Origin of the sequence: Pseudoalteromonas sp. NCCP-2140 (assembly GCF_023708065.1) — a bacterium.
GTDB lineage: Bacteria > Pseudomonadota > Gammaproteobacteria > Enterobacterales > Alteromonadaceae > Pseudoalteromonas.
On record NZ_BRCZ01000004.1, the window covers coordinates 391234 to 418005 of the forward strand.

Here is a 26772-nt window from a genome sequence, read left to right on the forward strand (position 1 = left end):
TTTGCCATTAATGAATTTAAATCAATTAATCATTCTAGATGCTATTGTGCAAAGCACTAGTTTGAGCCAAGCCGCACTTAAATTACATAAGACTCAACCTGCGCTCACGTTAGCTATTAAGAAGCTAGAATCAGAGCTAGGATTTGAGCTACTAGACCGAAGCCAATACAGGTTACATTTAACTGAGAAGGGCCGTATTTTTTATCGTGAGGCCAAGCAATTACTTAATGCAAACAGTGAGTTAAGCTCACTTGCTAAAGAGCTGGCACTAGGTAATGAAGCCAATTATAAAATTTGTTACGAGCAACTTTGCCATCAAAACAGTTATAACCAAGTGATCAGCCAAACCTTCAAACGTTTTGCTAGTACTGAGTTTAGTATTTCTTCAGGTAAGCGCTTTGTATCTCTAGAGCAGGTTAATAGTCATCAGGCTGATTTGGGAATTGGCCCTTGGTTTGATTTGTTTCATGCAACAGGGGATCTCGAAAGTTTACCGATTGGTAAATTTGATATAGGTATAGTTAGCGCGCCTGATGTAGTGCCAAGTGAAATCAGTTTTGCAGATATTCAAAATTACCCGTGTTTAGCCATGTTTGAAAGTGACTTGAGTTTTGACAGTGATAGGCTTTCTTATACGCTAGGCTCCGCATTAATGAAAATTGACGATATAACCAGTGTTAAGTCGTTTTTGCTCTCTGGTGCGGGCTGGGCAATGATCAGTTTGCAACATTGCCAAGCGGAAATCGATGCTGGTTTATTACAACAAATTAAAATTATCGATCGTGAACACCAGTTTGGCGCAGAAATTCGTGTATTTAGACAGCACTCAGTTCATCATGGCCCTGTTGCAAGAGCTATTTGGCAGGATTTTAGCGAGGTCAGTAAACAGTATTTGGAGTCGAGTCGTGCAGCAGGCAACTAAAGAAGATTTAATTTATACCATTATTTGTGCCATTCCAGAGGGGAAAGTTGCCAGTTATGGGCAAGTAGCAAAGCTTGCGGGATACCCTAATAACTCAAGGTTAGTGGGGCGGTTATTAAAAGTGATGCCCGAGGGCTCAAGCATTCCATGGCATCGGGTGGTTAATAGCCAAGGTAAAATATCGTTTCCAGAAGGTAGCAATAAACACCTTGAGCAACGACAAAAACTACTCAGTGAAGGTGTTACTTTTAATAAGGCTAAAATTAATATGCGCCTGCATCAATGGGACTAATAAACATACAAACTAATTGATAAGTAGTGACAAACACAGCCAACTAGCACAAATACATGCCAAATTGCATGGCTGTAATGGCGGGTTTTAGCGCTATAAAATACAGTGCCTAAACTGTAGGCAATCCCGCCAGCTAGCAGCCACCATAAAGCGCTTAAATCAAGGTTCAAATAAAGTGGGTAAACAAGTGCTAATGCAAACCAACCCATTAACAAATAGGTAGCGAGTGAGACTTTTTTATTCGTGTTTTTGACCAGTAATTTATATGCAACGCCACCAAGCGCTAAAGTCCAAATAAACACCAAAGCAGCAATTGCCCAAGCCCCAGATAACGAAATAACCAAATAAGGCGTATAGGTACCTGCAATAAGCAAGTAAATTGCACAGTGATCACATTTTTTATAAATGGCTCGTATACGCTCTCTGGTACTGGCGTGATATAAGGTCGAGGCTAAAAATAATACCAGTAGGCTTGAGCCGTACACGATGGCACTTACCGTAGCTGACACAACTTTAGATTGTGAAATTAAGTCCCACAGTACATATACCGCAAACAGGACTCCCATGCTGTGAGTAAGCACGTTAAGTTGTTCTTCTTGGCGTGAATAAGGGAGTTGCTCTGTCATATCTATCTACTAAAAATGAGTGAATAAAACAGTTTCAGTGTACAAGTGTGCGCTGAAATTGGCAATGCTTATTTTTTCACTAAATGTTGGTCAAAACATTTAAACCTATTGGTTTTATTAACCAACCCTGAATAAGGTTAAAAAACCAATTAATAATTAAAATATTAAAAATCAATAATTTAAAATTTATTTTCAGGGTGGCACAACCTTTGATTAAGTAATTACGACTAATTACTTAAAGAGACAAGGAATACCACTATGAATAACTCACTTAAATTAACTACTGCTGCGTTACTTGTATTAGGGTCAACTCAAGCAAGTGCTACTGACTTTGAATTAGATATCAGCAACACAATTACACAATCTGTTAAAAGCTATGTTCAACAAGCGAGTAACGAGCTGAAGGAAAGCGTAATGAACAGCATTGAGTTTGATGCTCAAAAGTTACTAGATACTTACATGAGTGAAGATGCAATTGCTTCTAAAGAAGAAGAGTTAAAAGTTGCTCAAGCTCCTAAAGCAACAAACAAGCAGTAAGGAAACAAGACAATGAGTAGTGAAATCAGCTTATTTTTACTTATGGTTGCACCGGTTTTGAGTTTACTCAGTGCATATGCATCAATCGAATTATTTCGTAACGTTGCACAATGGTTCAACTTCTAAGGTACAAAGTAGATATTAAGATTTCATGAAATATTGATCGGCGGATTAAAAGCGCACGTAATTAAAGGCATGTGGTTTTAGAATAGTAGACTTTATGAAGCGTGCGATTTTTCCTTTACCGGTTTTTATTTTACCTGAAGGTTTCACCAAGCTAAGAATTTTTGAGCAGCGTTACTTAACGATGGTCAAAGAAGCTGTACAGGATAACACTGGTTTTGTGCTGTGCACTTACCAACACGATACAGATCTTAACTTGCCCGAAATTGGTTGTTTAGTGCAAATAACCGACTTCAATCAAGATGATAATGGTCAATTATTAATTGATGTTTATGCTGAGCATGCAGTGTCTATGCATAACGCTTTTCAGGATAAGCAGCAACTTCGACATGCTGACATCGAAATAATTACGTCACCTTCATGGTACGTAAGCACGCCAATTAATGACGAAAACACTTTATTGAGTGACACACTTCGTGCTGTATTTGCAAATCAGCCGGATTTAGCAGACCTATATAAAGACCCACAATTCGATAACCTTGCTTGGGTTGTTGCCCGCTGGCTTGAAATTTTGCCTATATCGTTAGTTAAAAAACAACAACTTGCTTATAAATCTAACTTTGAAAACTTGCTAAGTTTCCTCCATACTCTAATCAACAACGAATTTACTGATTAATGTGATCTAACATCAACTTTTTGCCGTATTACTTCTAACGACAATAATTGGATGACATAAAGATGGTAAGTCAACAACTTCAAACAGGTTGTAAACCTAACACAGGTCAATACTCTGCCATGCCAGATACTCCAAGCAAAGAGCTTGCTGATGCTTTATTTGCTGTTGCTGAGCACCGTGATAAACGTGCGTTTGCAATACTTTTCCAATATTTCTCACCAAAAATTAAACGTTTTGGAATAAAGCAGTTCGGTTCTGAAGCACAAGCGATGGAATTAGTTCAAGAAACACTAACCTCAGTTTGGCGTAAAGCACACCTTTACCATAAAGAAAAAGGTGCAGCGACAACGTGGGTATATACAGTAATGCGCAATGCCTCTTTCGATATGCTAAGAAAAATGAAGAGCAGTAAAGAAGAGTGTATTAGTGAAGATATCTGGCCATTGATTGATGAAGCCTTGCCGGGCCAGCACGAATTTAGTGACCACTTAGAAGATAAACAGATTAAACAATACCTTGATAAATTACCGCTTGCGCAACGTGAAGTTGTCCGCGGGGTGTACTTTCAAGATATGTCGCAAGAGCAGCTTGCTGAGCATTTAAATATTCCCGTAGGCACAGTGAAATCTCGTCTTCGCTTAGCCTTGCAAAAGTTACGCAATGAAATGGGAGATCACCATGATTAAGCACCATCCTAGCAACGAATTACTTGCCAAGTTCAGTGAAGGTAATCTACCTGCCACTTTGAGTGTTGCAGTCGCTATTCATGTTGAAATGTGCCCTGTGTGTCAAAAAGAACTCGCTGCGCTTGAAGCAAAAAACGCTGACAATGTATTTACTGAATCAGCTACAGACCTGGATGATATGTTCGATAAAACTCTTTTTGATGCCATCACCGCTGATGAATCAATTGATGAAGTTTACGAGCAAGAACAGGTGTTGGTTGATGTTAAAGATAAAACCTACACTTTGCCTAGAGCACTTACGCGTATTGGCCACAGTAACTTTATGCAAATAGGTAAACTTGCCCGCTCTCGTATTGATTTAGAGGATGGCCCATTACGAGCAAGCCTGCTTCATATTGATGCGGGTGGTGAAATACCTGAGCACACACATACTGGATTTGAGCTCACATTATTATTAGATGGGGAGTTTAGTGATGAAGACGGACACTATGTACCAGGTGACTTTATGATGTTAGATGGTCGTCACAATCACACACCAAAAACGATTGAAGGGTGCTTGTGCTTTACAGTTGTTAGTAGTGCCCTACACTTCAATAAAGGTATTAGTAAATTACTGAACCCAATTGGAAATCTTATCTATTAGTAGAGTTTATATGCAGCAATCGACAATTAAAATTGGTTTAAGCGCCTGCTTAGCAGGCGACAAGGTTCGCTTTGATAGCGGGCACAAAAAATCTAATTTTTGCATGGATGAGTTGGCTAACCATGTTGAATATAAAAAGTTTTGTCCTGAAGTAGCGGTAGGGCTACCAATCCCTCGACCAACTATTCGTCAAGTGCGTGTTGGCGATACTATTAAAGTGTGCCGCCCAGATGGCACTGGTGATGTTGGCCCTAAATTAACTGAATACGGCAAACGAGTGGCAACAGAGCAAACTGCAGAATTAAGCGGCTTTGTATTTTGTGCCAAAAGCCCTAGTTGCGGAATGGAGCGTATTAAAATTTATAACGAAGCGGGTACTGGCAATACTTCAGAAGGTGTGGGTTTTTTTGCAGAGCAAATAATGGCACATAACCCATTGTTACCTTGCGAAGAAAACGGTCGTTTAAATGATATGCACCTTCGCGAAAACTTTGTAATGCGTGTTTATACCTATAAGCACTGGCAAACATTAAGCGAACAACCACTCACAGTACATAGATTGACTCAGTTTCATGCCCAATATAAGTACTTATTGATGGCGCATAACTACGAAGCTTACCGTAGTTTAGGAAACCTACTTGGCACTTTTGATGGCGAAGATATCCAAACTTTAGCTGATGAATACATTTTAGGGTTAATGACAGCCCTTAAAAAACCAGCTTCTCGTAAAAATAACGCCAACACCTTAATGCACTTGCAAGGTTATTTTAAAAAATCGCTTTCTAAGATTGAAAAGCAAGAACTGCGAGATGCCATCGATGAATATCGACAAGGGTTAGTGCCACTTTACGTACCACTTACGCTAATTAAGCATCATTTAAAAGTGCATCCAAACGAGTATCTTGCTAAGCAAGTGTATCTTGACCCCTATCCGAACGAATTAAAACTACGCTACGGAATTTAATGAATACATTATTTTGGTTTAGGCGCGATCTGCGCCTTTTTAATAACGACGCTTTGTATCAGGCAATCGAAAATGGTTGCAGAAATGCGGTATTTTTTATTACTGAAAAGCAATGGCAAAAGCATGATGTGGCTGCTATCCAGCTAGATTTATTAAAGCGTAGGCTTAGCTTCTTGGGGGAGCTTTTAGCTAGCAAAGGTATTGAATTACATATTATTGATGCAGCTGATTACGCCGGTTGTGTTGAAAAATTAGCGTCATTTTGCGAGCTGCATCAAGTAAAAAATGTATACGCTAACAACGAATATGAGCTTAATGAAGTAAACCGAGATAAAGCCTTTTTACAGCACGCTGATAGTAAAGGGATTGCTTTTTACGCATACGATGGCGATGTAATTGCGCCACCGGGAAGCATCAAAAATCAAAGCGGCGAAATGTTTAAAGTATTCACGCCATTTAAAAATGCATGGCTAAAAGTTTATCAAGACACCCACTTTTATTTTGCTGAGCCGCCTAAGATGTTCGAACCCATTGAGTGGCAGCCAAATGAGTTATTAGCCTCAGACGGCAGCTCAGAAAAATGGCCCGTTGATGATGAAACGCTCAGCCAAGTTTGCGCGCGCTTTATTGAAGAGAAGCTAGCAACATATCAAGACCATCGTGATATCCCAAGCATTAAAGGCACCTCAGGTTTAAGCCCTTACTTAGCACTTGGCATTATCAGCGTTCATCAATTATTGGCACTGATCCAACAGCGCCACCCAGATGTACTACGCAGCAGTAAAAGTAACTTATTTTGTTGGGTTAACGAACTGATTTGGCGTGAATTTTATCGTCATCTTATCGCGATTTATCCAAGTCTAAATAAATACAATAACTTTAATGAGAAATACAACGCCGTGAAGTGGCGTGATGATGAAAGCGACTTTAAAGCATGGTGCGAAGGTAAAACAGGCTATCCATTAGTTGATGCTGCAATGAGGCAACTACTGCAAACTGGCTGGATGCATAACCGTTTACGCATGGTGGTCGCGAGCTTTTTAACCAAGCACTTATTAATTGATTGGCGTAAAGGCGAACGCTTTTTTATGCAGCATCTTATAGACGGTGACCTTGCCTCTAACAACGGTGGCTGGCAATGGGCTGCAAGTACGGGGTGTGATGCTCAGCCGTATTTTCGAATTTTTAATCCTATCACCCAAAGCGAGCGATTTGATCCAGATGGTGAATTTATCCGTAAATATTTACCAGAGCTGGAAAAAATTCCTGCTAAGCAAATCCATTTTCCGCATGACTATTTAGCGAAACAGGGTAAGTCGAGCAGTTATTGGCCAGCAATTGTTGATCATAAAGCCGCGCGAGAGCGAGCGCTAAACGCATTTAAGGTGTGACATGGACAAGGCGATCCTTGATAGGTTTATTGATGTTTATCAATCACTCAATAAAGACAATTTACAGTTACTGGATGAAATTTATCACCCAGATATTCAGTTTGCAGATCCCTTGCATGCGGTAAATGGTCTTGGGGAGCTGCGTGACTATTTTAAAAACCTCTATGCCAATGTGCTTTCTTGTGAATTTGCTATCGAAGACAGCTATGTGACTGAAAATATTCAGAGCAAAGACGACATCGCGTTTATTTATTGGACCATGCATTATCGCCATCCAAAGCTCAATAAAGGCCAAGCAATCTCGGTTGCGGGTCATAGCCGTTTAAAATTTGCTGGCGATAAGATAATCAATCATCGCGATTATTTTGACGTAGGTGCTATGCTCTACAGGCATATTCCAGTGCTTGGCTCGGCTGTGAAATACATCGATAAAAGAGCGAGTGCATAATGACAACATTAATTACAGGTGCAACCTCAGGTATTGGCGAGTCATTAGCAACGCTTTATGCAGACAATAATGAACAGGTCATTGCATGTGGCAGGAATACAGAAAAGCTTGCTAAATTGAGCCAGCATCAAAATATAGAGTCTTGCCAGTTTGACGCAACCGACCTTCAAGATATTCGTTCGAGCACAGTGGCTTATACACAATTTGACCGGGTTATTCTAAATGCTGGCAATTGTGAATACATTGATGATGCTCGCAATTTTGACAGCAGTTTGTTTGAGCGGGTGATCACGACCAACTTGCTCAGTATGGGCTATTGCCTGGAGGCGTTATTACCAAAAATAAAGCCCGGTGGTCAGCTGGTGATCGTAAGCTCTAGTGTGACTTATTTACCCTTACCACGCAGCCAAGCATATGGTGCGTCTAAAGCCGGTGTAAGTTATTTAGCTAATAGCTTAGCGGTTGATTTAAAAGATATCGATGTCACTTTAGTTCACCCAGGTTTTGTTAAAACGCCGCTTACAGACAAAAATGACTTTCCAATGCCTATGGCTGTGAGTGCAGAAAAAGCGGCAAATTATATTTATAAAGGGGTCGCGAAAAGGCGCAAAGAAGTGCACTTTCCGCACCGTTTTACCTTCATTTTAAAATTTTTAAGAATGCTTCCTACGCCACTTTGGCTGAAGCTTGCAAAAGGATTATCACGTTGAAAAAAGTGGCTGTTATTGGATCTGGCATAGCGGGTTTAAGCTGTGCGCACCTATTGCATAAGCACTACGATGTAACCGTATTTGAGAAAAACGACTACATAGGTGGCCATACTGCAACCATAGACGTAAAAGTTGATGGCGTTGAGTACGCTGTTGATACAGGCTTTATTGTCTTTAACGACCGAACTTACCCATATTTTGAAAAACTACTTAAGCGCTTGGGCGTTGAGCGTCAGAGAACCCAAATGAGCTTTAGTGTGCATAACGAACAAACCGGCTTTGAATATAACGGCCATACTTTTTGGAGTTTGTTCGCACAAAAGCGCAATATCTTTCGCCCTAAATTCTGGAAACTTTTAAAAGACATTGTTCGCTTTAATGATGTCTGTAAATCATTGCATGCTGAACAAAATTACAAGGAAAATCAAACCCTAGGTGAGTTTTTAGACGAGCATGATTTTAACGAGTTCTTCCGTTTTCATTATATCTTGCCGATGGGCGCTGCTATTTGGTCAACAAGCATTAAAGAAATGGCGCAGGTTGGCGTAGAGTTTTTTGTTAAGTTCTTTTATAACCACGGTTTGTTGGATATCACTAATCGCCCGCAGTGGTATGTTATTCCGGGTGGCTCTCGCGAATACATTAAACCTATGATCCAAGGTTTTGCTGATAAAATTCGTTTAAATAGTAATATCAGCTCGGTATCTCGAAAAGATGACAATGTGCATGTTCATTTTGATGATGGCCACAGTGAATCATTCGATAAAGTTGTGTTTGCTTGCCACTCAGATCAAGCATTAAAACTGTTATTAGATCCGACTGAAGACGAAAAAAGTGTTCTATCAGCGATACCTTATACGGCTAACTCAGTGGTACTACACACTGATACTACACTGCTACCAAAACGCAAAGCCGCATGGGCGAGCTGGAATTATCTGTTAAATAACAACATAGACAAAGCTGCTGTTGTGACTTATCAGATGAATATTTTGCAAGGCATTAAGAGCGACACGCAATTTTGTGTCACGCTTAACCACCTTGATGGCATTAAAAAAGATAAAATTTTACGCGAGTTTACCTATCATCATCCGGTATTTAATAAACAGTCGATTGCCGCTCAGCAGCAAAAGTCTCTTATTGACGGTAAAAATAATAGCTATTTTTGCGGTGCGTACTGGTACAACGGCTTCCACGAAGACGGTGTAAGAAGTGCTGTAAATGTGGCAAAGCAACTCGGAGTCGAGTTTGAATAGCGCCATATATGTAGGTGATGTTCGCCACAGGCGCTTTGCCGTCAAAGAGCATCACTTTAAGTACCCGCTTTATATGATGTGGGTTGATTTAGCTAAGCCTGATGAACTTAATGGTGTTCATCCTTGGCTTGGCTTAAGTGGCTTTAAGGCGCTCAAATTTAATCAGAGCGACTATTTTAATTATCAAACCGATATGCAGCTGCCACTCAAACAGCGTGCACTTAATAAAATTAAAGAGCTTGGCATTGACGATGAATTTGCCCATGTTTTTATGCTCGGACAGGTGCGCTGCTTAGGAATTTATTTTAGCCCGGTTAATTTTTTCTTCTTTCAAACTAGTTATGGCGAGTTCACTCACATGCTTGCTGAAGTCAGCAATACGCCTTGGAATGAGCGTCATTATTATGTCGTACCCCTTGAAAAAAAAGTGAACTTTAAAAAGGTTTTCTCCGTATCACCTTTCATGAACTTAGATATGAACTATCATTGGCATATTAGAATGAATTCTGATAACACCATGATTCATATTGAAAATAAAAAAGACGACACTCTTTTGTTTGATGCAACCCTGCGTTTGCAAAAGCACCCTCTCACGAAAGAGCAGGTTAGTGCCGTGCTTAAACAGTTTCCGGCTATGACGTTAAGTATTTTTAAAGGTATTTACCTTCATGCTTTGAAGTTGTTTTGCAAACGTGTGCCATTTATTGGCCACTCGGGCAAACAAGAGAATTCAACTAGGTGATGTGATGGAAAAAGTATCAAATTTAACGCAAGCCCAAACGACCGGCTGGATGACAAAGCTTTATAAAAAACTGGTAATAGGTGCATTCAATAGTATCAATGTCGGTTGCATTACCCTAAAAGAGGGTAATCAAAAGGAGCAATTCGGTGACATTACAAGTGATTTACACGCAACGGTCACGGTAAATGATGCTGCTATGTATAAGTCATTTGCTTTGTCTGGCAGTGTGGGGGCCGGCGAGGCGTATATTCTCGGCTATTGGGATTGTGACAACCTCACTAAACTTATTGAAATATTTGCCCTTAATCAAGAACAGCTAGATGCATTCGAGAAAAAATTCGCCTTCTTAAGCGGCATTGCGCACCGAGTTAATCACATTAAAAATAAAAACTCAGCAAGCGGTTCAAAAAAGAACATTGCGGCGCACTATGATTTAGGCAACGATTTATACAGTGCATTTTTAAGTGACGAAATGTTGTATTCATGCGCTGTTTACCCGTCAAAACAAGCTAGCCTTGAACAGGCCCAAGAGCACAAACTAGCATTGATTTGTGAGCAGGTTGATTTACAACCAGGTGATTCGGTGATTGAGATTGGCACAGGGTGGGGCGCCTTTGCGATTTATGCCGCAACGCATTTTGATTGCCATGTAACGACGACCACCATTTCTGACGAGCAACATGCTTATGTGGAACAAAAGGTCAAAGAGCTTAACCTTGAGCATAAAATCACGTTATTAAAGCAGGATTATCGTCTTTTAGAAGGCAAGTACGATAAGCTTGTATCAATCGAAATGATTGAAGCTGTTGGGCATGAGTATTTGCCTGGCTTTTTTGCAAAATGTCAGTCTTTACTAAAAGACAGTGGTGCAATGCTTATTCAAGCAATCACCATAGCTGATCAGCGTTACAGCCACTACCTTAAAAATTCCGATTTCATCCAGCAGTACATTTTCCCGGGTGGCTGTTTGCCTTGTTTAGACGAAATGAATAAGCAAATAAAGCAGCAAACAGACATGGTTGTGCATAGTGTAAAAGATATTGGTGTTCACTATGCAAGAACACTGGCTGATTGGCGCGAGCGCTTTGTCGCTAGCTGGCCTGAAATAGATAAAGTCAAATTTGACCAGCGATTCTATCGTTTATGGTTATTTTATTTAGCTTACTGTGAAGGTGCGTTTAGAACCCGTGCTATCAGTACTGTGCATTTAGTTGCCCGTAAACCTCGTTTTGGTCATTCAGGCGATGATATCGCGCTCGATTATTAATTTTGCTTTGTTTCAAGGAGTCTGGTTTATGGCCTTACTCCTTGAGCATAACTCTCTGATACCCGCTTTAGCTGTTGTCGCTTTGATGATTTATCTATCAAAGCAACGCCAGCAAGATAGTTGGCTACTCTTATGTGGCTTGCCTCTCGCACTGGGCTATGAATGGCTTGCCAGCAGCTTAAATTTACTTGCCTTTAAAGTAAGCCCTTTTCCTTTATGGCTTGCTGTACTTTGGGCTGCACTGCTTTTAACCATTAATACTTCGATGCAATTCCTACAAAAGCTGCCTTGGTATATTGCATGGGGTGTTTGTGTGTTATTTGCTCCTGCTAGTTACTACGCTGGAATGCGCTTTGAAGTACTTAATACTGAGCTTGTTCTTTGGCAGTTTTGGCTTGTGTATGGCTTAGGTTGGGCAAGTATGTTTATGGCTATTATCGCTATTAATAAGCGATTTTTAACGGCTAAATGATCAGTTTTAGGTGGTTTTTCGTAGTGTTTGATAACACAACTTTAAGGATTATTTGATGAAACAGTCACTTAATTTAAGTTTATTTGCTGCGTTATTGTTCTCTGCGGGCGTGTATGCAAATGGCTTTAAAACGGTTGGCCAAGCGAAAATGGAGTATTTGTTTTGGGATGTTTATAACGCTAAATTAGAGACCCCATCGGGTTCGTATCAGTTTGGCCAACACCCCAGCAAACTTACACTTACTTATTTGCGGGATTTCGATGCGAAAGACATCGTCAAAGCAACCAACGAGCAATGGCAACATTTAAAGCTCAATGACATGGTAGGTACTTACGATAACCAATTATTAGCCCTTTGGCCTGATATCAAAAAAAACGATTCGTTGTCGTTTCAAACCAACGAGCAAGGGATCGGTACTTTTTACTTTAATGATAAAGAGCTAGGTCAGATCGATGATAATAGATTCGCTGACAACTTCTTAGCAATTTGGCTAAGCGCCGACACGTCTGAACCATCACTTCGTAAACAGCTTATTGGAGGGAAACATGATTAAGCCTAAAGCACTCTTTATTTTTGCTGTGGTACTGTTAATTACCAGCTGCTCTGCGCCAGATGTTGATTATTATCAAGGAACAGAGCCTAAGTTTGACTTTAAGCAGTTTTTTAGTGGTGAGCTCAAAGCCTACGGCGTTGTGCAAGACCACAAGGGCGAGTTAACTCGTAAGCTGGTAGTTGACATGCAAGCATCTTGGAACGGCAATCAGGGAGTGATTGACGAGCAATTTGTTTATGATGATGGCCAAACGCAAACGCGTGTTTGGTACATTACCATTAATGATGATGGCAGTATCACAGGGACAGCATCAGATGTGATTGGCGAAGCAAAGGGTGAGAGCAATGGAAGCGTGTTCCATTGGACATATTCTGTCGAGCTTCCATATGATGGTAGTACTTTAGTGGTAAATTTCGATGATTGGATGTACTTGGTAACACAATCACGCTTGATAAACCGTACCGCTATTGATAAGTTTGGCTTTGAGGTCGGGGAAGTTACCTTGGTTATCGAGAAAATTGAATGATGGTTTAGCTATCATAAAACTTTGTGATGGAAGTTAAATTAAGTCTTTATTAATACTGATGTCACTAACCTTGTGATTGATAGTTAAATAGTAGTCATTTTTGAATAAATTACGTAAAAATAGCAATTTGCTGTTGCTAACTTCTCAAAAATGCATAAAGATAGGTTTTGCGAAGGCAAAATAATAACGAATAGGAATCTAACAATGAATAAAGCTCAATTAGTTGAAAAAATTGCTACTGATGCAGAAATCTCAAAAGCGGCAGCAACTCGTGCACTAGATGCATTCACTGGCGCAGTTACTAGCTCTCTTAAAGAAGGTAACTCAGTAGCATTAGTTGGTTTCGGTACTTTCTCAGTAAAAGAGCGCGCAGCGCGTACTGGCCGTAACCCACAAACTGGTGCAGAAATCCAAATCGCAGCAGCAACTATCCCAAGCTTTAAAGCGGGTAAAGGTCTTAAAGACCAAGTTAATCCTTAATAGGGTAACTTACTAATTATTGAAAAAAGGGCTTATAGCCCTTTTTTTTGTATCTGGAGTTTTGTCGCGCTAGCGAAAAAGGCTTATGCCTTTAACGCTTTATCACCACGACCAATACCAACCGCACCTGAACGTACAACTTCAATAATGTCTGATTCATGACGCAGGGTATCAAGGAAAGATTCAATTTTTTCTGTGCTCGCTACAAGTTGCAGTGTGTAACTGTGGCGACCCATATCTAAAATAGCACCTTGGAACACATCAGCAACACGCGTTACCGCTGCACGAGTGGTTTCATCTTGGGCAAAAACTTTCACCAATAATAGCTCACGCTCGATGTGCGCCATTTCGGTTAAGTCAATAATCTTTAGAACATCTACCAGTTTGTTAACTTGCTTAGTAATTTGCTCAACGATGCGATCATCACCCATGGTTGTAATGGTAATACGCGAAAGAGAATGATCGTCAGTCGTGCCAACAGTCAAGCTATCGATGTTGTAAGCGCGCTGTGAAAATAAGCCTACAATGCGCGATAACGAGCCAGGTTCGTTTTCTAATAAGATTGATAAAATACGGCGCATTATGCTTTTACTCCTTTACGTAACCACATATCATCGACTGCCCCTAGCTTGATTTGCATAGGGTAAACATGTTCTTTTTCATCTACACAGATGTCTAAAAATACCAGTCTGTCGTTAATAGACATGGCTTTTTCAATAGCAGGCTGTAATTCATCAATATGATCAACACGAATACCCACGTGGCCATAGCTTTCTACTAATTTTACAAAATCAGGAAGTGATTCCATGTAAGAAGATGAGTGACGACCTGAATACATCATATCTTGCCATTGACGTACCATGCCCAGTGAGCGGTTATTCAATGACACAACTTTTACTGCTAAATTATATTGTAAACATGTTGATAGTTCTTGAATGTTCATTTGGATTGAACCATCACCCGTCACACAGATAGACTCTTTGTCAGGGAAGGCAAGCTTAACGCCCATTGCCGCAGGTAAACCAAAGCCCATGGTGCCTAAGCCACCAGAATTAATCCATTGGCGAGGGTGTTTAAACGGATAATACTGAGCTGCAAACATTTGATGCTGACCTACATCAGAGCTAATGTAAGCATCTCCATTGGTTGCTTTGTAAATTGCCTCGATAACGGCTTGTGGTTTGATTTTATCGCCATCAGTGCTGTAGCTTAGGCATTTTTGTTCACGCCAGCTAATAATTTGACGCCACCAGTCTTCTTGTGCAGAACGATCAATTGAAATAGGGCTCTTATCAATCGCCGTTTGTAACTGCTCAAGCACTGTTTGCAAGCAGCCAACAACCGGGATGTGCGCTTTAATTGTTTTAGAAATAGAGGTTGGGTCAACATCAACATGAACGATAGTGGCATTAGGGCAGAACTTTTTAACGTTATTTGTTACCCGATCATCGAATCGAGCGCCTAAAGCTAAAATAACATCAGCATTTGCCATGGCTTTATTTGCCTCAAGGCTACCATGCATACCTAACATACCAATAAAGTTAGGGTGAGTACCGCTGATACCACCTAGGCCCATTAAGGTGTTAGTGATTGGCGCATTTAATGATTCAACCAAGTGAGTTAGTTGCTCAGAGGTATTTGATAGAATAATGCCGCCACCTGAGTAAATAACCAACTTTTTAGCTTCTAAAATAGCGTTCACTGCTTTACGAATTTGTTTTGAGTGACCTTTAGTATTCGGGTTATAAGTTCGAAGCTCAGTGGTTTTTGGAAATTCGAATGGGAACTTTAGCTCAGGATTAAGCATATCTTTTGGTAATTCAACCACAACCGGACCAGGGCGGCCTGTGCTGGCTAAGTAGAAAGCTTTTGCTAAGATGGCAGGGATCTCTTTTGCACTTCGACAGTTATAGCTGTGTTTTACGATAGGGCGAGAACAACCAACAATATCAGTTTCTTGGAATGCATCATCACCAATTAAACCAGTAGGAACTTGGCCAGATAACACCACCATTGGAATAGAATCCATATAAGCAGTCGCGATACCAGTAATACAGTTTGTAGCCCCTGGGCCTGAAGTTGCAAGCACCACACCGACGTCACCGGTAGCACGGGCATAACCATCAGCCATATGTGTTGCGGCTTGTTCGTGACGTACTAGGATATGTTCAATATCTTCTTGTTGAAATAACGCGTCGTATAAATCAAGAACTGACCCACCTGGGTAGCCAAAAATATATTTAACATTCAATTCTTTAAGTGCCCGAACAACTAGTTCGGATCCATTATATTCAGTTGTACTCATCCTCATTCCTCTGTGTGTGCAAGCATAAATGCATAAAAAAACCCCCGCATATGGCGGGGGTTTTTTAAAAAGCGTGCTTTCACCTTTTAATAGCCTCCCGCTGGGCTTGTAACTAAGACCAGTACGAGAACGTTGACGACTAAAAGGTGACGGCGAATATTCATTATTTTTTAATTTTCTTCTAAAAAATGCACAGCCGACTAGATGGCTGCTGTTTAAAAAATGTTAGTAGTATTTTTAAGCGTTTTGGAAACTGATGTCAACCGCAAATGTGGCTTTTTGCATTAATTTTTCTGTATTTTTGTTTTTTGATATTTTTGTTGCACCGACATGCTTAATCGTCATTATTTGGGGTGTAACTATGCATTGAATTGTTCGTGTGGCAAATTGATAACTATACCAATAGATAATACATTTACGTTACTGCGTTGCATAACTTAGCTACTATCAGAATCGGATTCTTTTTATAATTAGACACCCAACTTAACACCTCGCTACAATAAGGTTTGGTTAATTTTTGAAAAGACAGCCAACTTAAATATTTAACCAGAAACCCATCTTATTTTTAATAAGAATCAGCTAAAGATAGATGTGAATTATTGAAAACAAGTTGAATTGCTATAAAAATAGTGATTTTTCATCGTCATTAATTAAATTACAGTCTTATGTGCTGAGTTATTTTTTAGTTTTACACACTGGAAAATGCTAGTTGCAAAAGTCGTTATACCTCTAGAATTAAAGGGTTGGATTTGTAAAATTGACTTCTAGTGTCGAATCCGTAACTAAGTAAATAAGGCTAAGCTATTAGCTATAGAGCTTCTTCGTTTTCGCTTCATGTGATTAGTATAAGCTGTGATTGCTTGTTCTTTACCTGCAGTATTTTTAAATGAGCGGGTAAAAGAAGTGGTGAGTGTAAGCCAGTTTTCTGTACAAATGTTTAATCTTTCAAGTATTGGTAATGCTTCTTCTGGGATTTTCCCAGGCTTATCTTTTCGTATTGAGCGGCCAGTCCAATCTACAAGTTGCAGATATGTCTTGAGCTCAAATGGTAGTCCCTTAGGCATATGTTTACGAGGCTTACCTGCAAAGCGCATAAGCGATTTTGGTTGCTTATTATTTTGAGCTGCATAAATTCTAGATTTAATACTGGTGTAGTCAGATTCTTCTGGTAAATCGGCCGCTTTTGCTCTTACAGGGTTCAAATCAACATATGCAAGGCAAGCGGCAAGTGCTGCTTCATCAAGTAAAGCTTGTGATTTAAAGCGACCTTCCCAAAATCGTCCTTTGCACTCATCTTCTTGATTCGCTTTTCGTGCAATATTCTCATTAAGAACTCGCATAAACCAACTAATGCTGCTGAGCCGTTCTCGATATAAATTTACTCTGGCATTAACTGCAGCGAGCTCAGCTTGTGTTAGCAATTCGCCATTTAAGAATCGTTGGCAAAGGAATGTACTTTTGAATAACTTGTGCCATCTAATAAGAATCGCTCTATTATTCAGGCGCTTTGTTTTTGCTATATCGATGTGAAGGACCAAGTGCGTGTGATTACTCATAACCGCGTAGGCACAAATATCAATACAAAATATCCTGCCAAGTTGAAATAGTTTCTTTTCAACCCAATCGCGCCGGTGTTCATACGAACGACCTGTTAGTGGGTCTTGCCCGCACAAATAAGCGCGACGAACGCAGCGTGAAATACAATGATAGTAAGGCGTGTTTGAAACGCTAATTAAGTTTCTACGTGGGGTTGCCATGCTCTTCTCCTCCTTGAGTTGAACAATACAAGTTTAGCCATAATTTTGAGAAGTGAGAAATTTTAAGTTGGGTGTCTAGTTTTATTTAGCCATAATTTTGAGAAGTGAGAAATTTTAAGTTGGGTGTCTAGTTTTATGTTGAGGTTTTACTAAAAAGATAAAAGTGGATGTCCAATTAAGTATTCAATTTAGTAGAGGGAATAAAAAAGCCAGTCTTAGACTGGCTTTTGGAAAGAGGTGTTTAAGGGTTATTAGCTTGTCATAAGCCTTAAACAAGAGTTCTCTTATAGGCGCTCAATTACAGCTTGAGTGAAGTCTGTAGTACCGTGGCTGCCGCCTAGGTCGCGAGTTGTACGGTCGCCTGATTTGATAACATCAGCAACTGCGCTGCGAATGCGCTCTGCAGTGTCGCCCATACCTAGGTGCTCTAGCATTTGGATAGATGCTAAGATCACTGACGTTGGGTTTGCAAGGTTTTTACCAGCGATGTCTGGTGCGCTACCGTGTACAGCTTCGAAGATTGCTGCATCTTCACTGATGTTTGCGCCAGGAGCCATACCTAAACCACCAACAAGACCAGCACATAGGTCAGATAGGATGTCACCGAATAAGTTTGTAGTAACAATTACATCAAACTCATCAGGAGTCATAACTAGTTTCATACAAGTTGCATCAACAATCATTTCTGTTGATTCGATTTGTGGGTAACGCTCAGCTACTTCACGTGCAACTTTTAAGAATAAACCAGATGTAGATTTAAGGATGTTAGCTTTGTGTACAGCAGTCACTTTTTTACGGCCTTCACGTACCGCTAGTTCGTATGCAAAAGTAACGATTTTTTCTGCACCTTCACGGGTGATTTTTGACATTGCTTCTGCTTCGTTACCATCTTCAGAAACCACTTGGCCAAGACCTGAGTACATACCTTGAGTGTTTTCACGAATAGTGATGATGTCGATGTCGTCGTAACGAGCTTGTGTACCTGCGAATGATTTAACAGGACGAACGTTAGCGTAAAGGCCAAACTTTTTACGTAAAGTTACGTTGATTGAAGTGAAACCTTCACCAACTGGCGTCGTTAATGGACCTTTTAAAGTGATCTTGTTACGCGCGATTGTGTCGATTGTTTCTTGCGGAAGTAACTCACCAGTTTTTTCTAGGGCAGCAAGGCCAGCATCAACGAATTCATAATCAAAATCGCAACCTGCAGCTTTAAGGATCTCAAGTGCTGAATCAATAATGCTAGGACCAATGCCGTCGCCTTTGATCACTGTGATGGTTTGTTTAGCCATTTACTTTTCCTATTTATGAGTAGATAAACACGTAAACTTATCGCGAAATAGCATGCGATTTACTTGTTAGAGGGTTTACGTGGATGTGTTTGAAAATTTAAGCGGCTTTTATAGCAATTTATTCAGCTTTTTGCCAGTTTATCCTGTGAATACTGACTATAAACAGACTAAAGTTCATATTTATTTAACGTTTTCGCACTTTTTAACAACACAATCTAAAAATTGTCTGCAAATTCACAGTTTTTCAGATATGCATAAAAATCTGCTTTTGATTGCCATCCAGCAGCCGATAAGCTGTCGAAAATAATCTGTTCTTGCCAACTACTAAATAGTGCTTTGGGCTGAAAAACATAATAAGTAAATAGCTTAATCGCGACCCAATGTTTTTCATTGATATCGAGTGTTTGCTTTTTATGTTGCTCACTACCAAGTAAATGCTGTGTCCAACTGTTATCGCCAATCAGTTGATTTAAATACGCCGTTAGTGGCTCTTGATTTAAGTGACTAACCCCAAACAAACAGGCAAGCGGTGGACTTATTGCCTGTTCTTCGGCCTGCTCAAATACAGTTTTACGAGAAATTCTGGTTGCTTGATGTTCGCAAAGATAAAGAACGTAGGCATATAAGGGCAAAGTAACTTGCTCAAATTGAATAGAATCGTTGTGCTTAAATAACGCCTGAATAATGCGCACCATATTCTCAAGGCGCTTAGATATATGCTGAAAAAGCGGGTGAGAGGTGGTTGCAACCAAGCGTTGAAATAATACTTTTTGTATAATCGCAGGGGCGTTATCGTATCCGACCATAGATAAACAATGGCGCAAGTCTTTAGCTCTTTGCTGCTCTTTATTATAGGGTTTAGAGGCAACGGTAAGCTGGGTAATCAATTCAGGGTAGGGGCTTAAAAGTTTGTTTAAGCCACGAAAGCTATATTCTTGCGATACTTTTAACGTGCTAATTAACTCTAAATAGTGCTGCCTACGCTGCTGATTTATTGGCTGTGGCTCAGAAAAGTTAATGTTTTCACTAAACCAAACTGTGTACAGCAAACGAGAGTCTTTACAATGTCTTTGTTTGTCAAAAATAGTTAAGCTTGCTTTAAAGCGGTGCCAACGAATTTTTTCAGGGCGGCTGGCATCAACCAATATATGGCGGCCATGTTCATCTGTGGCTAAATAAATAAGTACTTGTTCGGCGTACTTTACTTCACTGGCCGGAATGTAAGGGCCAATATGCGCAATCAGTGCTTTTATAGCATTTTGGGCAAATTCATTAGGGGTGCGTAAATAAATATCAGCTAAGGCTTTGTGCACACTAATGTGACCACCCGACTCGCGGTAAGTCGTATTCATGGCAATAATATTAGCCAAAGCAACTAAGGTTGTTGCGCCATCGTAAATCATAATTTTTGGCGCGCTTAATAGGGCTTGTTTATATTTATTTAAACGCGCTAATAAATGCTGAATAGAAAGCGTATGTGGGCCTGAATCTTTTAGTAATTTTGCTGCTAATTGATGACGGCACTGCCAAAGCTTTTTATCTTGAGCCGTCAGGGTCTGTCCTGCCGCTAACTTATTACTTTGTGATTGCACGCAGAGGTAATTGGCTAAACAGCAGCTAATAATTTGTTCGCTAATGGCTTGGTTGTAGTTAAGGCTGCGGCACAAAATGCAGGCTACAACACATTGGTTTACAACTAAGTTTGTGGTGTAACCATGGTTCGGTACATACAAGCTTAGTTGTGCTTGCATCCCTTTTGGGCAAGCTTGGTATATTAGGTAATAACGCTCAGCTAGGTTACTTAATAAAGGGAAAATTTGTGACCATTTTTGCTTTTTATGATAAAGCTTAAGTAGCTGGTGTGTACTATCAAATAAGCGTGCCAATTCCCGTGGCGTCACGTTTTCCATCATAAGCGGTTAGGTTTCTTGTTGATAGCTTTCATAGGCACTTGGCCCCCATAATACCAGCTGACCATTTTTAAATAGTAGGCCTGTGCACTCATCGATGGTGGTTATGCCATCAGATTTAACATGCTGAGTGCGGTAAAAAATAATCTGCCAAACATTGTCTTCGACTCGTTTAGCATAGGTTAGATCGGGGCTACCTAAATAATCAAGCACCGCATTAAGGTTTTCGGGCTTATCAATCGATAGTTTTGCGATATAGCGTTTATTAAAAGCTTCACGGTCTTGCCAGATCATGGCTTGCGGATCATCTTTGTAAAAAGTGATCACTAGGGTTGCTATCAGTGCATAAACACCTAACCCAAGTACCAGATATTGGAAAACCTTTTTAAACATGTGTAACTCTATAAAACTAACGCGAATTTTCAGTATACGCTTAGTTGGCAAACTGTGCTACGAGATTGCGACTAATTGAGCCTTAACTGCTTTAAACTAAAGCCTAAGTTAATATCGGTACGCAGCATAACAAGGTTTTTTGATATTACGAACATGTCCATTTCTGAACTCAGCTTACGTTTAAGAGTCGGGTTTAGCTCATCATCGTTCATGGCCGCTTCTATAGACTCATAATCGTTGATTAATTGCTGCGCCGACTTATTACCTATCCCTTTAACGCCCGGAATATCATTGGTTTTATCACCTGCTAATGCCCAAAAATCAGCAAGTCGATGCTTTGGTACATCGAAGCGCTGCTTGATATCTTCAAGCTCAATATACTGTTTTTTGAAGTAATCAAATATTGCAATTTGCTCAGATAAAAACGGCAAAAACCCTTTATCGGTAGAAACGATAGTAGAATGCACATTATTAGTTGCGGCCTTGTAAGCAAGAGTAGCAATTATATCGTCGGCTTCATCATTATCAGGTGAAAACACCACAATGCCAGTGTCTTCAATTGCTTGTTTAAAGCGTGATAAGTTTTGCTTGAGGGTGTCAGGCATTGGTGAACGAGTGCTTTTGTAGGCCTCAAAGTAGTGATAACGCCAACTTCTTTCACCATCAAACACGGCAATCGCGTGAGTCGCATTCGTTTGCTGGCGTAACTTTTTGCAAGCATGTGCCACTCGGGCACAGCTTGCTTTTATCATATGCTCTTCACTGTGATGACTCTGATTACTATCAACAGCATAGATGCGCCTAATAAGATTTAGCGCATCTATTAAAAGTAATTGGGTTGTCACATAGGCTCCTGTTAAGCTTTGATCTCATAGCAAGGAATATACTTACTGCCAGGCAATTTCATTCGGCCTTGCTCAACAAATGCTGCCAGTAGTTTGTCCATATCAGCCATAAGCGCAGGTTCACCACTTAGCACAAATCGACCATGTTGTTTGATGGCTTGTAAGCCTTCGTCTTTAACATTACCAGCTACAATGCCTGAAAACGCACGGCGTAAATTAGCTGCGAGTTGCTGAGTTGGTTGATCTAAATGTAAATCTAAGCTCGACATATTAGCATGAGTTGGTGCAAACGGCTGTTGGAAATCATGATCGATTTTTAGTGTCCAATTAAAGTAGTAGGCATCACCTTGGCTCTTGCGGTATTCGCGCACTTCAACCATCTTCGCTTTAAGAGTTTTACCAACGCGCTCTGGATCATCGATGATCACTTCAAACTTATCTAGCGCCGCTTTACCAAGCGTTTTCTCAACGAATTTACACAGCTCAATAAAATAGTTTTCACTTTCTTTAGGGCCAGTAAGGATCACTGGTAAACATTGTTTTTCGTTATCTGGGTGTAGCAAAATACCTAAGAGGTATAACAGCTCTTCTGCGGTACCCGCCCCACCTGGGAAGATAATAATGCCATGGGCTGTACGAATAAAAGCCTCTAAACGCTTTTCGATATCAGGCAAAATCACCAGCTCGTTTACTATTGGGTTTGGTGGCTCAGCGGCTATAATGCTTGGTTCGGTTAAACCTAAGTAACGGTTATTAGTAATACGTTGCTTGGCATGGCCAATAGTGGCACCTTTCATTGGGCCTTTCATTGCACCAGGGCCACAGCCGGTACAAATGTTTAAGCCACGAAGGCCAAGCTCATAGCCAACTTGTTTGGTATATTTGTATTCCACTTCGTTAATAGAGTGGCCGCCCCAACAAACTATCATGCTTGGGTCACTATTTACTCTCAATGCGCCTGCGTTTCGCAGCATATCGAATACCATATGAGTAATGGCTTTTTGTTCTGTTAAATCTTTTTCGTACTTTTGACAAATAAACAGAATATCGCGAATAACCGAGAAGATATGTTCATGAATACCGGTAATAATTTCGCCGTCAACAAAGGCGGATTCGGGTGGATTTTCAAGTTCGATCTTAATCCCGCGTTCGCGGCTTAATAAGCGAATATCAAAGTCTTCGTATTTATTGTAAATTTCTAAGCTTGAATCGGTGTGGCTGCCCACATTGAGAACCGCGAGCACACAGTTCCTAAATAATTTATAGCGCCCGCTGGTGGATGATTGTTCGAGTAGATCAACTTCTAGTTGCGATAGTAAATCCAGTACACCTGTAGGATTCAGTTGTTTTAACATAAGCACTCTCCCGGCTCGTCTATGAGCCTTTATCATTGTGTGTCAAAGACCTCACATACTAGATGAGGCCTTTATTTGCTAATGCAAACTTTATTTCGTCCCTCGTTCTTAGCTTTGTATAGTGCTTCATCTGCACGGTCAAAGGCAATCAGCGGGGTATCACCTTTTTTCAACTGGGTTGCACCAAGAGAAATGGTGATTTCTACTTGTTTATTTTTAAATTTAAACGGAATGCCTTGAATTGTTTTGCGCAGTTTTTCAAGTGGCACAGCGGCATTTTCAATCGACATTCCACTCATTAATAACACAAACTCTTCGCCGCCGTAACGGGCAATAAAGTCTGATTTACGAATTGATTTTTGTAATGCTTTAGCAATTACTTGCAGTGTTTTATCACCAGCACTGTGGCCATATTGATCATTGATTGATTTAAAGTGGTCTACATCAATCACTACAAAGGTGATATCTGATTCTTGCACATTAAATAAGTTAAATTCATGGTTAAAGCGTTCATCAAATGCAGCACGGTTTGGCAACTTAGTTAGGCCATCGAGTAAGCTTTTAAAGCGCTGCTCATTTAGGCGCTGCTTATAGGTAGAAAGCTTGGTTTCTAAATGACTAATGCGGCTATTAATATCGTTAAAGCTAGCTAGTAAGTTTTCGCGTTCGGTTTGTTCTAGCTTTTCTTTCGCAATTAAATCATCACTTAATGATTTTAATTCTTCTTCTACAAGCTCTTTAAGCGAAGAAATAGACGTCGCTTGCTGTGTTTGCGTATGCAGATTTTTAATTTTGCTTTCGATTTGCTTGTTAAGCGTGTCGTATTCAGCGCTCAGAGATTCTGAATGCTTGCTGGTAGAAACAATGGAATGATGTAAATCTTCGATTGTTTGATTTAATGAGATCAAAAAGCTTTGCGCTGATTGGCGCTCTTTGCTCATATTGCGCGTAACGATGCTGATAATATTCAGTGCAGAATCAAGCAGATCGTCAACACTATCATTGTGGGTTATTTTACTTTTGATAGTCTTAATTTGCTCGGCACTTTCATCTTCGAGCACTAAGTCATTGGCAAGAGAAAGCAGCTGTGTGGCAAGCTCTGGTCTTATTTGCGCCTCAGCTGTATTTGTTGTTGCAAGCTTGGCTTGTAAGGCTTGATGATAAATTAAAATCAGCTTCGAAAGTAGTGGCACAAAGTCATGATTAGACTGAATATTATTTAATTCGTGATCGAGTAAGTAACGTAGCGAACGACGTGCATCATCAGGCAAGCCTCGTACTTTTTGCAGCTGCTTGCCTGCGTCAGTGACGCTTTCATTTAGCTCACGTTGCAGTGTCATTTGCTTAGTTTCTTGTTGTTTTAACAGGCCAAGCACATCATCGATAAAGGGGGTGAGTAATTCGAATTTAACCCCTTTTTTAAGGGCATTTCTAAATTTTGCTAAACGATTGTCTAGTTCAATGTCTAGTCCTTTACAGCTTAGCGATAGTTTCGCTGCAAACTGAGAAAGAACTTCAACTTGATGTTTGCGCGCATCTTCGACCACTGTTCGAGCGTCGATCGCTTGCTTTAACTTTTTATTAAGAACATCATGCTGTTGCTGCACCTAGTAATACCGCCATCAAAATTCAAATTTCTATTAGCTAAGTTTACAACAAATTAATACGAAATGTAGGTTCCAAGTCAAAAACTTAGCTATTTTGTCTATCAAACTTGTTGCAATGGCTGTTTATCGGTTTTTAATTCACATTTTTTCTCGCAATTGTTAGGCTGTTTCGCAATTTTGATAGTAATAAAAAGAGTTGTTATGAAAAAGTTTTTGGCAATGTCTATTTTGGCGGCCTGTTCTAGCAGTGCGTTTGCAGATGTGAACTACTCACTGTCTATCACTCAGCCTGAGCACCATTTAGGTAATGTAAGTGTTGAGTTTCCGCAAACAGCACAAGCACATTTAGATATTAAACTTCCAGCTTGGCGTACTGGCCGTTACGAAATTTTAAATCTTGCCAATGGCGTGCGCTTTTTCGAAGCAAAAGATGATGATGGTAAGGCTTTAAAGTGGGAAAAAATTGACCACAGCACTTGGCGTGTTCATCTAAACGAACCTACTCAAGTCAATGTAGATTACCAAGTTTACGCTAACGAGCTAGGTAAACGTGCTCGTCATATTGATGACAGTCATGCCTTCATTGATGCATCTGGCTTTTTCATGTTCAGCGAATCATTCCGCCAAGACCCAGTTAAAGTTGAGCTAAATGTACCAAAAGAATGGCGCTCAGTATCGGGTATGGAAAATGCGGGTTCTAAACACAGTTTTAAGGCCGCTGATTACGATATTTTAGTTGATTCACCAATCGAAACGGGTATCAATGATCTACACAAGTTCACTGTTGATGGTCGTGAATATGAACTCGTTATTTGGGGGGAAGGCAACTACGATGTAGATCAAATGCTAACTGACCTTAAAAAGCTAGTGACAACGGGCAACGTAATTTGGGATAACTACCCGTATGAGCGTTATGTGTTTATGGTACATGCTACGTCAGGTGCAGGCGGTGCAACAGAGCATTTAAACTCAACAATTATCCAGCGCCCACGTGACCGTTTTGGTTCTCGTAAAGATTACCTTGCGTTTATCAGCACCGCAGCTCACGAATTTATTCATACTTGGAACGTAAAAGCATACCGCCCTAAAGGTATCGCGCCGTATGACTACACCAATATTAACTACGCGAAAACATTATGGATTGCAGAGGGCTCAACCAGCTACTTTGAAGATCACTTAATGGTGCGCGCTGGCATTGAAACAACTGATGAGTTCTTCGGTACGTTAACGAAAACCGTTAATCGTCACTTACAAACACCGGGTCGCGAAGTACAAAGTGCAACCGAAACAAGCTTTGATAAGTGGATCAACCAAGGCGGCGACCACGCTCGCAACTACAGCACCAATATCTATTTAGAAGGTTCATTGATTTCAATGGCACTTGATATTGATTTGCTAGAAAAAAGCGATGGCAAAATCAGTTACCGCGACGTTCACCGCGCGCTTTACAACAAGCATCGTTTACCAGATGGTTTTACGCCAGATGATGTTAAAGCAATTTTAAAAGAGCTTACAGGTCGTGATTACAGCGCTTGGTGGCAAGCGAATGTGGATGAGCCAGCTGCTATCGACTTTGATGAGCTACTTGCAAAAGTAGGCTTAGGTTTAATTCGCCCTGAAGGCGCAAAATCAGTACCTAGTATTGATTCGTTTGCAAAAAACAGCGGTGAGTTATTAACCCTAACTCATGTTCGCCGTGGTGGCGCTGCATGGCAAGCGGGCTTAACGACTGATGACAAAATCGTGGCGTTTAACAAAAAGCATGTTGGTAAAGATTTAACAGCCAGCCTCGAAACGTTTAAAGCAGGCGACACAGTGACTGTTGATTTCATTAGACGCGATGCATTACAAAGCACAACGCTAACACTTAGCGAAGACTTTGATAAAGAGAAAAAGGTCAAAGCATTAAAAGATGCAACACCAGCTCAAATGGCATTGTTTAAAGCATGGATGGGTGTTGACCACCCAAATCAAGCTAAATAACAGCCAAGCAAAAT

Annotated in this window: 28 protein-coding genes; 18 read left to right on the forward strand and 10 right to left on the reverse strand. The window is 40.3% G+C overall.

Going from position 1 to position 26772, the window contains the following annotated elements; all coding sequences use genetic code 11:
* The first annotated feature begins 10 nt into the window (after positions 1-10).
* Both NFU46_RS10845 and NFU46_RS10850 read left to right on the forward strand, forming a co-directional pair.
* The gene (locus NFU46_RS10845; RefSeq protein ID WP_054562369.1) at positions 11-922 is read left to right on the forward strand and encodes a LysR family transcriptional regulator; all 912 of its coding nucleotides are present in this window, start codon (positions 11-13) and stop codon (positions 920-922) included.
* A complete protein-coding gene (locus NFU46_RS10850) occupies positions 906-1214 on the forward strand; it encodes an MGMT family protein (RefSeq protein ID WP_054562368.1) in 309 nt (102 codons plus the stop codon). The genes NFU46_RS10845 and NFU46_RS10850 overlap by 17 nt, the downstream gene beginning before the upstream one ends.
* On the opposite strand, the gene NFU46_RS10855 is transcribed toward NFU46_RS10850, so the two are convergent.
* A complete protein-coding gene (locus NFU46_RS10855) occupies positions 1211-1840 on the reverse strand; it encodes a hemolysin III family protein (RefSeq protein WP_251601772.1) in 630 nt (209 codons plus the stop codon). The genes NFU46_RS10850 and NFU46_RS10855 overlap by 4 nt on opposite strands.
* 258 nt (positions 1841-2098) lie before the next feature.
* Here NFU46_RS10855 and NFU46_RS10860 point away from each other — a divergent pair, with 258 nt between their 5' ends.
* The 15 genes from NFU46_RS10860 to NFU46_RS10930 all read left to right on the forward strand — a co-directional run bounded on the left by NFU46_RS10860 (position 2099) and on the right by NFU46_RS10930 (position 13311).
* Positions 2099-2377, forward strand: a complete 279-nt coding sequence (locus tag NFU46_RS10860; RefSeq protein WP_054562366.1) for a hypothetical protein — start codon at positions 2099-2101, stop codon at positions 2375-2377.
* Between the two features lie 220 nt (positions 2378-2597).
* Complete coding sequence (locus tag NFU46_RS10865) at positions 2598-3176, forward strand: LON peptidase substrate-binding domain-containing protein (protein ID WP_251601774.1); 579 nt, start codon at positions 2598-2600, stop codon at positions 3174-3176.
* A gap of 62 nt (positions 3177-3238) precedes the next feature.
* Positions 3239-3862, forward strand: coding sequence for a sigma-70 family RNA polymerase sigma factor (locus NFU46_RS10870; RefSeq protein WP_251601777.1), 624 nt, complete (start codon positions 3239-3241; stop codon positions 3860-3862).
* The gene (locus NFU46_RS10875) at positions 3855-4505 is read left to right on the forward strand and encodes a ChrR family anti-sigma-E factor (protein ID WP_251601779.1); all 651 of its coding nucleotides are present in this window, start codon (positions 3855-3857) and stop codon (positions 4503-4505) included. Before NFU46_RS10870 ends, NFU46_RS10875 begins: the two co-directional genes overlap by 8 nt.
* A 10-nt stretch (positions 4506-4515) precedes the next feature.
* Complete coding sequence (locus tag NFU46_RS10880) at positions 4516-5469, forward strand: DUF523 and DUF1722 domain-containing protein (RefSeq protein ID WP_054551988.1); 954 nt, start codon at positions 4516-4518, stop codon at positions 5467-5469.
* Positions 5469-6860: a deoxyribodipyrimidine photo-lyase gene (gene phrB, locus NFU46_RS10885; protein ID WP_251601781.1), complete on the forward strand. Its 1392-nt coding sequence runs from the start codon at positions 5469-5471 to the stop codon at positions 6858-6860. Before NFU46_RS10880 ends, phrB begins: the two co-directional genes overlap by 1 nt.
* A 1-nt stretch (position 6861) precedes the next feature.
* On the forward strand, positions 6862-7308 hold the full coding sequence (locus NFU46_RS10890; RefSeq protein WP_105181833.1) for a nuclear transport factor 2 family protein: 447 nt from the start codon (positions 6862-6864) through the stop codon (positions 7306-7308).
* Positions 7308-8018, forward strand: coding sequence for an SDR family NAD(P)-dependent oxidoreductase (locus NFU46_RS10895; RefSeq protein ID WP_251601783.1), 711 nt, complete (start codon positions 7308-7310; stop codon positions 8016-8018). Before NFU46_RS10890 ends, NFU46_RS10895 begins: the two co-directional genes overlap by 1 nt.
* Positions 8015-9271, forward strand: coding sequence for an NAD(P)/FAD-dependent oxidoreductase (locus NFU46_RS10900; RefSeq protein ID WP_251601785.1), 1257 nt, complete (start codon positions 8015-8017; stop codon positions 9269-9271). Before NFU46_RS10895 ends, NFU46_RS10900 begins: the two co-directional genes overlap by 4 nt.
* Positions 9264-10013: a DUF1365 domain-containing protein gene (locus tag NFU46_RS10905; protein ID WP_175080138.1), complete on the forward strand. Its 750-nt coding sequence runs from the start codon at positions 9264-9266 to the stop codon at positions 10011-10013. Before NFU46_RS10900 ends, NFU46_RS10905 begins: the two co-directional genes overlap by 8 nt.
* Positions 10014-10017: 4 nt before the next feature.
* Positions 10018-11280 carry a cyclopropane-fatty-acyl-phospholipid synthase family protein gene (locus tag NFU46_RS10910; protein WP_175080137.1) on the forward strand — a complete coding sequence of 421 codons (1263 nt, stop codon included), beginning with the start codon at positions 10018-10020 and terminating at the stop codon, positions 11278-11280.
* The gene (locus NFU46_RS10915) at positions 11258-11752 is read left to right on the forward strand and encodes a DUF2878 family protein (RefSeq protein ID WP_175080136.1); all 495 of its coding nucleotides are present in this window, start codon (positions 11258-11260) and stop codon (positions 11750-11752) included. Before NFU46_RS10910 ends, NFU46_RS10915 begins: the two co-directional genes overlap by 23 nt.
* Before the next feature lie 55 nt (positions 11753-11807).
* A complete protein-coding gene (locus tag NFU46_RS10920) occupies positions 11808-12305 on the forward strand; it encodes a chalcone isomerase family protein (RefSeq protein ID WP_251601787.1) in 498 nt (165 codons plus the stop codon).
* Entirely contained in the window at positions 12298-12831 is a 534-nt protein-coding gene (locus NFU46_RS10925; protein WP_251601789.1) for a DUF3833 domain-containing protein, read from the forward strand. The genes NFU46_RS10920 and NFU46_RS10925 overlap by 8 nt, the downstream gene beginning before the upstream one ends.
* A 204-nt stretch (positions 12832-13035) precedes the next feature.
* Positions 13036-13311, forward strand: a complete 276-nt coding sequence (locus NFU46_RS10930) for an HU family DNA-binding protein (RefSeq protein WP_004586404.1) — start codon at positions 13036-13038, stop codon at positions 13309-13311.
* Positions 13312-13394: 83 nt separating this feature from the next.
* Here NFU46_RS10930 and ilvN read toward each other — a convergent pair whose 3' ends face one another.
* The 9 genes from ilvN to NFU46_RS10975 form a co-directional block, all read right to left on the reverse strand.
* Positions 13395-13892, reverse strand: a complete 498-nt coding sequence (ilvN, locus tag NFU46_RS10935; protein WP_054551998.1) for an acetolactate synthase small subunit — start codon at positions 13890-13892, stop codon at positions 13395-13397.
* Positions 13892-15616 (reverse strand): acetolactate synthase 3 large subunit, encoded by a 1725-nt coding sequence (locus NFU46_RS10940; RefSeq protein ID WP_063707503.1) that lies wholly within the window; start codon positions 15614-15616, stop codon positions 13892-13894. The genes ilvN and NFU46_RS10940 overlap by 1 nt, the downstream gene beginning before the upstream one ends.
* Positions 15617-16398: 782 nt before the next feature.
* Entirely contained in the window at positions 16399-17373 is a 975-nt protein-coding gene (locus tag NFU46_RS10945; RefSeq protein ID WP_251601791.1) for a transposase, read from the reverse strand.
* Between the two features lie 284 nt (positions 17374-17657).
* On the reverse strand, positions 17658-18665 hold the full coding sequence (locus NFU46_RS10950; RefSeq protein WP_054563906.1) for an isocitrate dehydrogenase: 1008 nt from the start codon (positions 18663-18665) through the stop codon (positions 17658-17660).
* Between the two features lie 215 nt (positions 18666-18880).
* The gene (locus NFU46_RS10955) at positions 18881-20566 is read right to left on the reverse strand and encodes a hypothetical protein (RefSeq protein WP_251601793.1); all 1686 of its coding nucleotides are present in this window, start codon (positions 20564-20566) and stop codon (positions 18881-18883) included.
* A gap of 18 nt (positions 20567-20584) precedes the next feature.
* Complete coding sequence (locus NFU46_RS10960; protein ID WP_054563904.1) at positions 20585-20968, reverse strand: DUF3192 domain-containing protein; 384 nt, start codon at positions 20966-20968, stop codon at positions 20585-20587.
* A gap of 71 nt (positions 20969-21039) precedes the next feature.
* A complete protein-coding gene (gene xni, locus NFU46_RS10965) occupies positions 21040-21813 on the reverse strand; it encodes a flap endonuclease Xni (protein ID WP_251601795.1) in 774 nt (257 codons plus the stop codon).
* Between the two features lie 11 nt (positions 21814-21824).
* Positions 21825-23168 carry a nucleotide 5'-monophosphate nucleosidase PpnN gene (gene ppnN, locus NFU46_RS10970; RefSeq protein ID WP_251601797.1) on the reverse strand — a complete coding sequence of 448 codons (1344 nt, stop codon included), beginning with the start codon at positions 23166-23168 and terminating at the stop codon, positions 21825-21827.
* Between the two features lie 71 nt (positions 23169-23239).
* On the reverse strand, positions 23240-24775 hold the full coding sequence (locus NFU46_RS10975) for a GGDEF domain-containing protein (protein WP_251601800.1): 1536 nt from the start codon (positions 24773-24775) through the stop codon (positions 23240-23242).
* Between the two features lie 201 nt (positions 24776-24976).
* Here NFU46_RS10975 and NFU46_RS10980 point away from each other — a divergent pair, with 201 nt between their 5' ends.
* A complete protein-coding gene (locus NFU46_RS10980) occupies positions 24977-26758 on the forward strand; it encodes a M61 family metallopeptidase (RefSeq protein WP_251601802.1) in 1782 nt (593 codons plus the stop codon).
* The last annotated feature ends 14 nt before the right edge of the window (positions 26759-26772 follow it).